Raw genomic sequence first — 12,148 nt, 5'->3', positions numbered from 1 at the left:
TATATTCTATGATGTTTTTCTTATTTTACTTCTAAAATAAAATTTAACAAATATATTTTAAGAATTTTCTGATAATTATATTATTTAAATTTTTAAATAAAAATAACCCCAAGTATTATAACTTGAGATTACTTTTTTGAATATTTAATTAGTTATCTTTCTTTTTTCCTGTTTCACGATCAATTGATTTATCGATATATACATGTTTAAGTGAATAATCTCCACCGATTTGATGATATTCTATACCTTTTACTTGTGGATTTCTTAATGTAGCTGTTCCTTTTTGATAAATTGGAGCTACGGGTGCATCGTTTAAAAATAGCTCCTCAGCTTGTCTCATCGTCGCAAAACGTTCTTTAGGTTTTTGCAATAATTCTCCATTCGCTTTTTTTAATAAATTATCGTACTCTTTACTTCCCCATCCAGTATTATTTTGGGCATTGCCAGTAGTCATTGTATCTAAAAATGTAGTTGGATCTGGATAGTCAGGACCCCAACCTGATAATGACATTGAATAATTCATTGATAACTCTGCTTCTACTCTTTGTTTGAATGGTAATTGTTTAATTTTAACTGTTACACCTGGTAAATTAGATTCAATTTGAGATTTAATAAATTCTGCAGAAATTTTTGAATCTGGTGTATCTTCAGTATTTAAAGTAAAAGTGAATTTATCTTTTCCTAAAGCTTTTTTCGCCTTATTCAGATGTTGTTTGGCTTCTTTAGGGTTAAATTTTAAAGGTGATTTAACAGTACTCGCATAATCTTTTCCTTCAGGTGTTTTAACAGTATCTCGTGCAGTGAAACCATCAAAAGGTTTAGCACCTGTTCCTAGAACTTCATTAACATAATCTCTTTTATTTACAGATTGTGCGATTGCTAAACGCATATCTCTATTTTTGAACTCTGGTTGCTGTTTTTCATTCATTTTCAAGAAGAAAGTAGATGCTATTAAACGTTTGAATAGACCTGGATCATCTTTATATTTATCGACTTGTTCAGACGTGATACCTGCACTATCTACCGAATTGGTATCATATAGTGATGCCCCAGCTTGAGTATCTTTTAAAATTTTATAATTTACTCTATCTAATTTAACAGCCTTTTTATCCCAATAATTATCATTTTTGGTCAGCATAATTTTATCTTCTACTGCCCATTTACTCACTTTAAACGGACCATTATATACTACTTTTTCAGCAGTTGTTCCATATTTATCACCATATTTTTTAACTGCTTTTTCATTTTGTGGCATAAATGTACCAAATGCTAGCATTTGTTTAAAATATGGAATAGGTTTAGTAAGATCAATTTTTAATGTGTAATCATCTAAGGCTTTAATACCTAGATCCTTTGGTTTTTTTCCGTGTTTACCTAAATTAATATCTTCTGCATTTTTAATATCATACATTATGTATGCATATTCTGAAGCCGTTTTTGGATCTACAGCTTTTCTCCAAGCAAATACAAAATCATGTGCTGTAACTGGATCTCCATTTGACCATTTTGCATTTTTACGTAATTTAATCGTTAATGTTTTTCCATTATTAGATTCTTTTGGATCACCTTTAGCTATTCCTGGAATTGCTTCATCTTTTCCATTTAATGTATATAATCCTTCGAAAACTTGATTATAAATTGTAAAAGAAACGGTATCAGTTGCTAAAACGGTATCCAAAGTATTCATATCTGATGATGTTGCTACTCGATAAGTCTGACCACTATCATCATATAATCCGCCACCTTTCCCACATGCACTAAGTAGCAAAGTTGTCACGATTAATCCTAAAATCACTTTAAAATTTATCTTTTTCATCTTAATCTTGTCCTCCCTTCCTCAGACTTAATTATGTTGAAGATGAATTTGATCTTGTTCTTTTAAACGTACTGCTTCTTCATCTGTTACAAAAACGTAATGATTAGGTCTAATTTCTTGCAGTCTACGTTCTGCATTTTTAGATTCATCTTCTTCATACACAATTCGTTTTCTTGTTCTTTCACTATCAGGATCAGGTTGAGGGATAGCAGATAATAGTGATTTAGTATAATCATGTAAAGGATGATAATAAATTTCGTCAGACGATCCTAATTCTACAATTTTTCCAAAATGCATTACTGCTATACGATCAGAAATATATTTGACCATTGATAAATCATGGGCAATAAATAAGAAAGTAATACCTCGTTCTTTTTGTAATTTCAGCATTAAATTTACTACTTGAGCTTGAATAGAAACATCTAATGCAGAAATTGGCTCATCTGCAATAATAAACTCAGGTTCTACAGCTAAAGCACGAGCAATTCCTATACGTTGACGTTGTCCACCAGAGAACTCGTGAGGGTAACGGTTCGCATGTTCTTTACTTAAACCTACTGTTTCTAGCAAATCATATACTCGACGTTTACGATCTTTTTTATCACTTGCTAACTTATGAATATCAATACCTTCTGCTACAATATCCATGACTTTTAGACGAGGATTTAAAGAAGCATATGGATCTTGAAAAATCATTTGAATTTTCTTATTAAATTTTAATAAATCTTTTCTTTTAGCAATCTTCTGAATATCTTGTCCTTCATAAAGAATTTCACCATCAGTAATATCATTTAATTTAATAATCGCTTTTCCAGTCGTAGATTTTCCACATCCAGATTCTCCTACTAATCCTAATGTTTCCCCTTTATAAATATTAAATGAAATATCTTCTATTGCTCTAACTTCATTACGTTTACCTTCATTAAAATACTGCTTTAAGTTTTTAATTTCTAATAATATTTCTTTATTCTTCTCCATCGAACGACACCCTTTCTACTCGACGTGGCTTGTCGTAATTATTAGGCATTTGACGTTGTCTCTTTTGTACCATCTCTGGCGGTTCAACTTTTGGAGCGCGTTCGTCTAATAACCATGATTTTACATAATGAGTAGGTGATATTTTAAACCATGGTGGAACTTCTTTAAAGTCAATGTCTAGTGCATATTGACTACGTCTTGCAAATGCATCACCCTTTGGTGGATGTAATAAATCAGGCGGAGTACCTGGAATTGCAATTAATTCTGTCTCGTTACTTGTTGTTAAATTAGGCATTGAAGATAATAATCCCCATGTATATGGATGTTTTGGATCATAAAAGATTTCATCGACATTTCCAGTCTCAATCATTTGCCCTCCATACATAACAGCCACTCTATCAGCCACATTTGCTACTACCCCTAAGTCATGTGTAATAAAAATAATAGATGTTTCAATTTTTTGTTGTAATTCTTTCATTAAATCTAAAATCTGTGCTTGCATTGTTACATCAAGTGCTGTCGTTGGTTCATCTGCAATTAAAATTTTAGGTTCGCATGCCAAGGCAGTTGCAATAACAATTCTTTGACGTTGACCCCCAGAGAATTGATGAGGATATGCTTTAAATCTTTTTTCTGCATTAGGTAGTCCTACTAAATTTAAAATCTCAAGTGCACGTTTTTTAGCTTCAGATTTACTATAATGACGATGTTTTATTAAAGGTTCCATAACTTGCTTACCAATTTGCATCGTAGGATTTAATGACGTCATAGGATCTTGAAATATCATAGAAATATCTTTACCACGAAGTTTGTTTAATTCTTTTTCAGATTTAATTGCTAAATCTTCCCCTAAAAAATTAATTGTCCCTTTTTTAATTCTCCCTGTATCACCCTGAAACAATTTTGTAATTGCTTTTGTTGTTACAGATTTGCCAGAACCTGATTCTCCGACAATCGCTAATGTTTCCCCTTTATTTAAAAAGAAATCTACTCCTCTAACCGCTTGCACTTCCCCAGCAGTAATATCAAAGGAAACATGCAAGTTGTTGACTTCTAACACTCTTTCTGACATAGATTTTGCCTCCTTTGTTATTTACGCATTTTTGGATCAAATGCATCGCGTAATCCGTCACTAAATAAGTAAAAGAATAAAATTAATAAACTTAATACTGTAGCTGGAATAAATAATTCGTGTGGGTGTATTAACAACATTGCTCGTCCATCATTTACGAGTGAACCAAGTGATGTTTTCGGTGCAGGCACCCCTATACCAATAAAGCTTAAAAATGCTTCGAAGAAAATTGCACTTGGTACAGTAAACATAGATGTTACTACAATGGCACCTAGTGTATTCGGTAAAATATGTTTAAAAATTAATTTAAATTTTGAAGCCCCTAATGTTCTTGAAGCCATTACAAATTCTTGACTTTTTAGTTTTAAAAATTCACCACGCACTACTCTACTCATACCTAACCATCCGGTGATAGACATAGCTAAAATAATCGTCCAAATAGATGGTTCAAATATCAATACAAATAAAATAACAATAATAAGGTTAGGAATAGATGCTATAATTTCTAAAATACGTTGCATCACATTATCAACACGTCCCCCAAAAAATCCTGAAATAGCACCATAAACGACTCCTATAAAGATATCTAGTGCAGCAGCTACAATGCCAATAAATAATGAAATTTGAGCACCTTTCCATGTTCTAGTCCAAAGATCACGACCTAATTGGTCTGTACCAAACCAAAAATTTTCTTTCACGCCCGCTTCTTTATAAGCGCTCTTACCATCTGCCCCTGTTCCATCAAAAGGTAAAAAGTGTACTTGATCTAGTACTGGAATTTTAGCAGGTAAATTTCGTCTAGTAACATCTTGTTCAGCATAATCATGTTTACTAAATGCTGGTCCTACAAATGCAAGAATGACAATTAAAATGAGTCCAATCAAACCGACAATAGCTAGTTTATTTCTTTTCAACTGTGTCCAAGCATCTTGCCAGAAGTTTTTACTTTCACGTTGTATTTCTGGTTCTTTATTTAAATCGAGTTCTCTAATAACAAAATCCGTCCCAACCGCTCCCTCAGAGGTATGTGACATCGCTGCATTTGAATGGTCATCAAATGGTTTATTAAAATTTTCAGGCATTATTTTTTACCTCCTTGTACACGGATTCTTGGATCAATTACACCATAAAGAATATCTACGATAAAAATTGAAACGATAAATAATGTACTAAATAAAATTGTAGTAGCCATAATAACTGAGAAATCATTTGTTGTAATCGATCTAACGAATTGGTCCCCTAAACCAGGTACACCAAAGATATTTTCAATAGTTAAAGTCCCTGTTAAAATACCGGCTAACATTGGAACAATAATTGTAATAATAGGAATTAATGCATTTCTTAATGCATGTCCAAAAAGGACTCTTATCGGCGAGTTACCTTTAGCTCTTGCTAATAATATGTAATCAGAACTTAGTACCTCTATCATTTCAGCTCGAATATAACGAGCTACTGTGGCCATTACACTTGCTGATAATGCTAAGGAAGGCAATACTGCTGTTGAAAATCCTTCCCATCCTGCCACTGGAAACCATCTTAAACGTACTGCAAAAACGTATTGTAATAGTACTGCTAAGACGAATGAAGGTACTGATACTGCTATAACTGAAATAACAGTAGTTGTATAGTCTACCCAAGTGTTTTGTTTCGTAGCAGCAGCTACGCCTAAAATTAAACCTAAAATCACTCCAATAATCATTGCAGTAATACCCATTTCCATAGAAGGAATCAATCTCGGTTTAATTAATGACCAAACTGGTTGATTATGATATTGGAACGAATAGCCAAAATCTCCAGTTACTACATTTTTTAAATAATGAAGATATTGCACTGCTACTGGATCATTTAATCCATATTTTTCGTTTAAAATTGCTTTTTGTTCAGCACTTAATTTAGCATCATTAAATGGTGATCCAGGCATCATTTTCATTAAGAAAAATGTAATTGTGATGATAATAAATAACGATAAAACCATATATCCCAAACGTTTTAATATATATCGCGTCATCATATAGTCCCCCTTTACTAAATATTCAAAATTAACATTCCCTTCAAAATTTTCAGAAATATTTATACATATTATATATACTATTTTCATAAAATTGCAATATAATTTTACATTTTCTTAATATAAGTGTAATTTTTATATATATTATTTAAAAGAATATAAATTTTAGATTTTATTTATAGTAAGTTTACAGTAAATTAGACTATATAGATAAAAAAGTCGGAGGTATACATGAACAATATTAAAACTTGGTTTATATGGCTCTTTTTGCCACTCATATGTACTTTTTTACTTTGGATGTTCGTAACTCAACATTCGTTTGTCTCATTTATTAATATCTTATTTTATATATCACTTGTATTATTTATATTGTTATTTTTAATTCTCCTTGTACAAGAAGGTATATTTGATGCTACAAGTTTTGGTTTTAGACGCATGCGTTATCAACTCGCTTCTCGCTCTAAGAAAAAAACTTTAGAGAACGATGACTTTTTCAATCCAAAACAAGTAAAAAAAGAGCATTATACCATTTCAACATGGTTACTACCTGCTCTAATACTATGTGCATTTTACTTCATTTTGACTATTCTCATTTCACTTTTTCTATAATATAAGAAAACCATGCATCTTATTGCATGGTTTTCTACTCTTAACTTAATTTTTAATCTTTAAACTTTTTAAATACTAATACTGCGTTATGCCCACCGAAACCTAGACTATTACTCATTGCATATTCAATTTCTAAATCTTGTGCTTCATTTGGAACAATATCTAAGTCACATTCTGGATCTGGTGAATCTGCATGAACCGTCGGTGCAACTTTAGAGTCACGAATAGATAATGCAGAGAAAATTGCTTCAATTCCCCCAGTAGCACCTAATAAATGTCCTGTCATCGATTTAGTTGAGCTAATTTTTAAGTTTTTAGCTGCATCTCCAAATGTATTTTTAATCGCTTTAATTTCATACAAGTCACCTACTGGCGTACTTGTACCATGTGCATTTAAGTATTGAATATCTTTAGCTTCAATACCTGCATCATCTAAAGCCGCTTGCATTGCACGAGAACCACCTTCGCCTTCAGGTGCTGGTGCAGTAATGTGATAAGCATCTCCAGTTGAACCATATCCTACAATTTCAGCGTAAATTTGTGCGCCACGTGCTTGTGCTGATTCTAATGATTCAATGACTAAGATACCAGCGCCTTCACCCATGATAAATCCGTCACGTCCTTCTTGGAAAGGACGACATGCTGTTTCTTTATCATCGTTTGTTGATAATGCACGACTTGCACTGAATCCTGCAAGTGCCATATGCGTAATAGGTGCTTCAGTACCACCAGTAATCATAGCATCAGCAGCACCTCTTTGAATGATTTTAAATGCTTCACCGATAGAATTTGTACCTGTTGCGCAAGCAGTAACAGTTGAACCATTAGGTCCTTTTGCACCTAAATCAATTGAAACTTGCCCAGTAGCCATGTCAGGAATAAGCATTGGAACAAAGAAAGGACTAACTCTTCTTGGTCCCTTATTCTTCAGTATTGTATGTGCAACTTCAAATGTTTCCATTCCCCCAATACCTGAACCAATCCAAACACCGATACGATTAGCATTATCATCATTGATAGTTAAATTAGCATCTTCTACAGCTTGTCTTGCCGCTACTACTGCATATTGTGTAAAACGATCCATGCGACGCGCATCTTTTTTCGAAATATGATCTTCAATATTAAAGTCTTTTAATTCACCTGCTAAGTGAACGTTATATTCTTCAGTATCAACGCGTGTAATTGTATCAATTCCATTGACACCTTTTAAGGCATTTTCCCAATTTGTTTGGGCATCGTTTCCAATAGGTGATAATGCACCCATACCAGTAATTACCACTCTTTTGTTTTCAGTCATACATTAAATCCTCCTATTTACCCCATTTGATTACCATAGCGCCCCAGGTTAGGCCACCACCGAAACCTACGAGTACTAAAGTGTCATCATCTTTAATTCTTCCGTTTTCTAACTCTTGTTGAATACTTAAAGGAATCGAAGCAGCTGACGTGTTTCCAAAACGGTTAACTGAAACACTCATTTTTTCTCTTTCAATACCCAATCTTTCACGTGCTGATTCCATAATTCTGATATTTGCTTGATGTGGTATAAACATATCAATATCATCAGATTCTAAACCCGCTTTTTCAACTACACGTGTAGACGCTTCGCCCATAATTCTTACAGCGAATTTAAAAACTTCGCGTCCATTCATTACTAGTTTACCAGTCTCTTTATTTAAATATAAATATTTTCCACCTGACCCATCTGAGCCTATTTCATAGCTAATAATACCTCGTCCTTCTGAGACTTCACCAATTACTACTGCACCTGCACCGTCTCCAAATAGTACAGCAGTTGAACGATCAGTTAAGTCAGTGATTTTGGATAATTTATCCGCACCCACTACTAAAATATTTTTATAGTCTCCAGATTGAACATATTGTTTTGCAGTAATCATTGAATACATGAAACCTGAGCATGCAGCAAGTTGATCCATAGTAGGCACTTTACCAGTACCTAATTTTTCTTGTAGTATATTAGCTACAGATGGAAATGGCATATCTCCAGTTGCTGTAGCTACAATAATCATATCTATATCATTCGGTTTAATACCAGCATCTTCAATTGCTTTCTTACTTGCTTCATATGCTAAATCTGACGTATCTTGGTCGTCACGAGACCAACGTCTTTCTTTAATGCCAGTCATTTTTGAAATCCATTCATCAGACGTATCTAAAAAACCTTCAAAATAGGCGTTATCGACTACTCTCTCAGGTGCATAAGCACCAAAACCTTTTATACCTACGTTCATGAACGTACACCTTCTCACTTCATTTTTTAATACCAGGTATTAATTTAACATACTTTTTAAATCTAACTCAAGTAGTTACACTTTATTAGACGATTTTGTTAAACAGTCACGAGCCAATAATTCATATAAAAAATGGCACAAATTTTTATACATTCTCTACTAATACTATACAAATAATTCACTTTACTTTAAAATGATAATATATATAAATTGGAGGTCATATATATGAAATACCTCGTAACTTTTATTTGGGCGTTAATCTTAACACAAATGGTTAACTTTGTACTTAATAGTTTAAATGGTGGCGGCAGTTTAGATGTGATTAAACCAATTATTATTGCAATCATCATTACCATTGCTATTGCCATTTTAGGTGCTATGATTAAACCTAATGATTTCGCTCGTAAAGGGAATAGAGACGTCTAAATGGTATTGTATTACGTGTTTGGAGTAATATAACGCTCTTAACAAGTTTAATAATAAGAAAAGGCATTGGAAAGCTTTGCTTTCCAATGCCTTTTTATATACTATTCAGCTGAAGATTTTTGTACATCAAATGTTAATTCTTGACTATCGTTAAGATCAACATTTACTTTTGTACCTTCTGGCATATTTTCTTTAATCATCATACGAGCAAGTGGTGTTTCAATTTGACGTTGTACAAAACGTTTAAGTGGTCTAGCACCAAATTGTGGTTCGTATGCTTCTTCACCTAACCATTTTTTAGCTTCGTCTGATACTTCAATTGAAATACGTTGATCCATTAATCGAATATTTAATTGAGTTAAAATTTTATCTACAATCATACTCATATCATTTATAGATAATGGTTTAAATAATACAATATCATCCATACGGTTTAAAATTTCTGGTTTAAAGAATGCATGTAAACTATCCATAACTGCTTTTTCAGTGCTTTCAGTAATTTCACCAGAATCTTTAACATTTTCTAATAATATTTGTGAACCAATATTACTTGTCATGATAATAATTGTATTTTTGAAATCTACGCTACGACCTTTAGAATCAGTTAAACGCCCTTCATCTAAAATTTGAAGTAACACGTTGAATACATCACTATGTGCTTTTTCAACTTCGTCGAGTAGAATAACTGAATATGGGTTACGTCTTACCGCTTCAGTTAATTGACCACCTTCATCATGGCCTACATAACCAGGAGGCGCACCAATTAATCTAGAAACAGAATGTTTTTCCATATATTCACTCATGTCAATACGAATCATATGTTTTTCAGAGTCGAATAATGATGAAGCGAGTGATTTAGCTAACTCTGTTTTACCTACACCAGTTGGACCTAAGAATAAGAAACTACCTATTGGACGATTAGGATCTTTTATACCTGCACGCGCTCTCACTACAGCATCTGACACAAGATCAACCGCTTTATCTTGCCCTACGACACGTTCATGTAAGATATCACTTAAGTTTAATAATTTTTCTCTTTCTGTTTCGACTAATTTAGAAACTGGAATACCTGTCCATTGGCTTACAATATCTCCAATTTCCTCATCAGAAACAACTTCGCGAATCATGCGTTCATTATCGCCTTGTTCATCATGGAAAGCTTCTTCGTATTCTTTTAATTCTTTTTCTAATTGTGGAATCGTACCATATTGTAATTCTGCTGCTTTTTCATAATTACTTTCTGTTTGCGCATCTTCTAAAGCTTGACGACTACGATCTAATTCAGCACGTTTTTCTTGAACTTTCGCGATTTTTTCTTTTTCTTGTTCTACACGAGATTGTAATGACGCTTGTTTTTCTTTTTCATTTGAAAGTTCTTCTTGTAATTCTTCTAATCGATGTTTACTTGCATTATCTGATTCATTTTTTAATGCACTTTCTTCAATTTCTAATTGCATAACACGGCGATTAACTTGGTCTAATTCAGTTGGATTTGATCCCATTTCTGTTCGGATAGTTGCACAAGCTTGGTCGACTAAATCAATTGCTTTATCTGGTAAAAATCGATCAGTAATATAACGATCTGATAATTCTGCTGCTGCTACTAAAGCACGGTCTTGAATACGCACACCATGATAAACTTCATAGCGTTCTTTTAAACCACGTAAGATTGAAATTGTATCTTCTACGTCAGGTTCACTTACACCTACTTTTTGGAATCGACGTTCTAAGGCTGAATCTTTTTCAATATATTCTCTATATTCATTTAATGTTGTAGCACCGATACAATGCAATTCACCACGAGCTAACATTGGTTTTAACATATTACCAGCATCCATTGCACCATCTGTTTTACCAGCACCAACTAACATGTGAATTTCATCGATAAATAGGATAATACGTCCATCTGATTCTTTCACTTCTTTAAGTACTGCTTTAAGACGTTCTTCAAATTCGCCTCTAAATTTTGCACCTGCAACTAATGCACTTAAATCTAATTCAAAAATAGTTTTATCTAGCAATGATTCCGGCACATCTTTACGTACAATACGTTGTGCTAATCCTTCTACAATTGCAGTTTTACCTACACCAGGCTCTCCAATTAATACTGGGTTATTTTTAGTTTTACGGCTTAAAATTCGAATGGTATTACGGATTTCTTCATCTCTACCAATAACTGGATCCATTTTGCCTTGGCGAACTTCTTCTACTAAATCTCTACCATATTTCTCTAAAGCTTCATAATTTACTTCTGGATTTTGTGAAGTCACATGATTTCCCCCTCTAACTTTAGTAATAATTTCTTTGACTACTTCTTCTTTATTTCCTACAAATTGTTGTGTTGTTTCATCAATGTCCATAGCAGCACGTAAAATATGTTCCATTGAGATATATTCATCTTCATATTCTTTCATATATGACTCAGCTTTATTTAATAATTCGTTTGCTTTTGAGCCAATATATTGTCCATATTGAACATTATCACCTTGTACTGATGGATAGTGTTTTAATTTTTCACTATACGCTTGATTTAATTGATCAGTGTCTATATTTGCACGTTCTAAAATACTTTTAAACAAGCTTTCGTCTTCTTCTAAAGTTCCTTTTAGTATTGCTTCAATTTCAATATTTTGTAATTCATTTTCTTTACTTAATTCAATTGCTTTTTGCAAAGCTTCTTGTACTTTATAAGTCATTTGATTGATATCCAAATGTATTCACCCCTACTTTTTGTATAAGAGTATGGTCAAATACTTCTTCATTTGACTTTGACTTTCTTTGACCTTAATTACATTATAGACCTTCTTTACTAATTAATCAACACTTTTACTCATCTTTTTAACAATTCAATAAATCCTATCATATCAAGCATTCATTTACGTTTCATTCATTACTTATCATATTACCTTACTATTTAAACATTGTTACCTTAATTTTTTCTTAAATGCTAAAAAAGGATTAACTTTGTGAGCATCCTCAACTAGTTA

10 protein-coding genes are annotated in these 12,148 nt (G+C 32.8%); 2 read left to right on the top strand and 8 right to left on the bottom strand.

Annotation, left to right across the window (positions count from 1 at the left end; genetic code table 11):
* Positions 1-148: 148 nt before the first annotated feature.
* From HMPREF2930_RS05770 to opp3b, 5 genes are read right to left on the bottom strand one after another with little or no spacing between them, the layout of a single operon-like run.
* Positions 149-1,816: a peptide ABC transporter substrate-binding protein gene (locus HMPREF2930_RS05770; protein ID WP_037541182.1), complete on the bottom strand. Its 1,668-nt coding sequence runs from the start codon at positions 1,814-1,816 to the stop codon at positions 149-151.
* Positions 1,817-1,843: 27 nt separating this feature from the next.
* Positions 1,844-2,794, bottom strand: coding sequence for an ABC transporter ATP-binding protein (locus HMPREF2930_RS05765; protein WP_017175824.1), 951 nt, complete (start codon positions 2,792-2,794; stop codon positions 1,844-1,846).
* A complete protein-coding gene (locus tag HMPREF2930_RS05760; protein WP_017175825.1) occupies positions 2,781-3,866 on the bottom strand; it encodes an ABC transporter ATP-binding protein in 1,086 nt (361 codons plus the stop codon). The genes HMPREF2930_RS05765 and HMPREF2930_RS05760 overlap by 14 nt, the downstream gene beginning before the upstream one ends.
* A 17-nt stretch (positions 3,867-3,883) precedes the next feature.
* The gene (opp3C, locus tag HMPREF2930_RS05755) at positions 3,884-4,948 is read right to left on the bottom strand and encodes an oligopeptide ABC transporter permease (protein WP_002448155.1); all 1,065 of its coding nucleotides are present in this window, start codon (positions 4,946-4,948) and stop codon (positions 3,884-3,886) included.
* Positions 4,948-5,874 (bottom strand): oligopeptide ABC transporter permease, encoded by a 927-nt coding sequence (opp3b, locus tag HMPREF2930_RS05750; RefSeq protein WP_017175826.1) that lies wholly within the window; start codon positions 5,872-5,874, stop codon positions 4,948-4,950. The genes opp3C and opp3b overlap by 1 nt, the downstream gene beginning before the upstream one ends.
* A gap of 231 nt (positions 5,875-6,105) precedes the next feature.
* On the opposite strand from opp3b, the gene HMPREF2930_RS05745 reads away from it, so the two are divergent.
* A complete protein-coding gene (locus HMPREF2930_RS05745) occupies positions 6,106-6,483 on the top strand; it encodes a DUF3899 domain-containing protein (RefSeq protein WP_017175827.1) in 378 nt (125 codons plus the stop codon).
* Between the two features lie 52 nt (positions 6,484-6,535).
* On the opposite strand, the gene fabF is transcribed toward HMPREF2930_RS05745, so the two are convergent.
* Entirely contained in the window at positions 6,536-7,780 is a 1,245-nt protein-coding gene (gene fabF, locus HMPREF2930_RS05740) for a beta-ketoacyl-ACP synthase II (RefSeq protein ID WP_017175828.1), read from the bottom strand.
* Between the two features lie 13 nt (positions 7,781-7,793).
* A complete protein-coding gene (locus tag HMPREF2930_RS05735) occupies positions 7,794-8,735 on the bottom strand; it encodes a beta-ketoacyl-ACP synthase III (RefSeq protein WP_017175829.1) in 942 nt (313 codons plus the stop codon).
* 225 nt (positions 8,736-8,960) lie between these two features.
* Between HMPREF2930_RS05735 and HMPREF2930_RS05730 the strand changes: the two genes are divergently transcribed.
* Entirely contained in the window at positions 8,961-9,161 is a 201-nt protein-coding gene (locus HMPREF2930_RS05730) for a DUF2929 family protein (RefSeq protein ID WP_017175830.1), read from the top strand.
* 101 nt (positions 9,162-9,262) lie between these two features.
* Here the strand turns inward: HMPREF2930_RS05730 and clpB are convergent, their stop codons facing one another.
* A complete protein-coding gene (gene clpB / locus HMPREF2930_RS05725) occupies positions 9,263-11,872 on the bottom strand; it encodes an ATP-dependent chaperone ClpB (RefSeq protein WP_017175831.1) in 2,610 nt (869 codons plus the stop codon).
* Positions 11,873-12,148 lie beyond the last annotated feature (276 nt).

The sequence above is a fragment of the Staphylococcus sp. HMSC068C09 genome (genome assembly GCF_001813735.1).
Lineage (GTDB): Bacteria > Bacillota > Bacilli > Staphylococcales > Staphylococcaceae > Staphylococcus > Staphylococcus hominis.
This window is presented reverse-complemented; position numbering and strand designations above follow the sequence as displayed.

What these genes read in the sequence shown, in the direction of transcription:
- HMPREF2930_RS05735 (WP_017175829.1), bottom strand. Translation starts at nt 8,735, where the DNA reads ATGAACGTAGGTATAAAAGGTTTTGGTGCTTATGCACCTGAGAGAGTA.
- HMPREF2930_RS05730 (WP_017175830.1), top strand. Translation starts at nt 8,961, where the DNA reads ATGAAATACCTCGTAACTTTTATTTGGGCGTTAATCTTAACACAAATG.
- HMPREF2930_RS05760 (WP_017175825.1), bottom strand. Translation starts at nt 3,866, where the DNA reads ATGTCAGAAAGAGTGTTAGAAGTCAACAACTTGCATGTTTCCTTTGAT.
- HMPREF2930_RS05765 (WP_017175824.1), bottom strand. Translation starts at nt 2,794, where the DNA reads ATGGAGAAGAATAAAGAAATATTATTAGAAATTAAAAACTTAAAGCAG.
- fabF (WP_017175828.1), bottom strand. Translation starts at nt 7,780, where the DNA reads ATGACTGAAAACAAAAGAGTGGTAATTACTGGTATGGGTGCATTATCA.
- opp3b (WP_017175826.1), bottom strand. Translation starts at nt 5,874, where the DNA reads ATGACGCGATATATATTAAAACGTTTGGGATATATGGTTTTATCGTTA.
- HMPREF2930_RS05770 (WP_037541182.1), bottom strand. Translation starts at nt 1,816, where the DNA reads ATGAAAAAGATAAATTTTAAAGTGATTTTAGGATTAATCGTGACAACT.
- HMPREF2930_RS05745 (WP_017175827.1), top strand. Translation starts at nt 6,106, where the DNA reads ATGAACAATATTAAAACTTGGTTTATATGGCTCTTTTTGCCACTCATA.
- opp3C (WP_002448155.1), bottom strand. Translation starts at nt 4,948, where the DNA reads ATGCCTGAAAATTTTAATAAACCATTTGATGACCATTCAAATGCAGCG.